Below are 749 nucleotides of genomic sequence, written 5' to 3'. Positions count from 1 at the left end.
GACGTTGGATCGGATCGGGCTGGAGGCGGGCCCATTGTCGCAATGGCTCTATGCGGCTCTGCGGGACGCTGGTCTTGCGGTCGAGCTTCTGGAGACGCGGCACGTTCGCGATGCCTTCAAGGCGATGCCAGTCAAGTCGGACCGCAACGATGCACGCGGGATAGCTCAGCTGATGCGCCTCGGCTGGTTCCGGCCGGTGCATTGCAAGTCGATCGGGGCACAGGAGACGCGGGCCATTCTGACGACCCGCAAGCTGCTGCAATCCAAGCTCCACGACATCGAGAACAGCCTTCGCGGAGTGCTTCGCGGCTTTGGGCTGAAGGTCGGCAAGACTACCGAGCGTACCTTCGCCGAACGCATCCGAGAACTCGTTGCAGGCCATCCTGGACTTAAGGTCGTGGCGAAGGCGCTGCTCGAAGCCCATGCCGTGTTGCGGCGCGAGTTCAACAGTCTGGACAAGCAAGTGGCACGGCTCGCCAGATCACACCCGCAGGCCAGTCTTTTGATGACGACGCCGTCGGTCGGCCCGATTGTGGCGCTGACTTATGCCTCGGCGATCGACGACCCGATGCGCTTCCGCTCGTCGAAGGCGACAGGAGCGCATTTTGGCCTCACTCCGAAGAAGTACCAATCGGGTGAGACCGACTACACCGGCCGTATCAGCAAGATCGGCGATGCTTCGGTGCGGGAGGCGCTTTATCAGGCGGCCCACGTCATGCTGACCAAGCCGGTCAGGAATTGCGCGGCGC

Annotated in this window: 1 protein-coding gene; it reads left to right on the top strand. The window is 62.9% G+C overall.

Annotation, left to right across the window (positions count from 1 at the left end):
- The coding region (locus tag ACMGDH_RS18185) for an IS110 family RNA-guided transposase (protein ID WP_436829396.1) at positions 1-749 on the top strand (749 nt) is incomplete at both ends.

Source organism: Sphingomonas radicis (assembly GCF_051400635.1).
GTDB lineage: Bacteria > Pseudomonadota > Alphaproteobacteria > Sphingomonadales > Sphingomonadaceae > Sphingomonas.
Note: the sequence above shows the minus strand (reverse complement) of the source record. Positions and strands in the feature narration are given on the sequence as shown.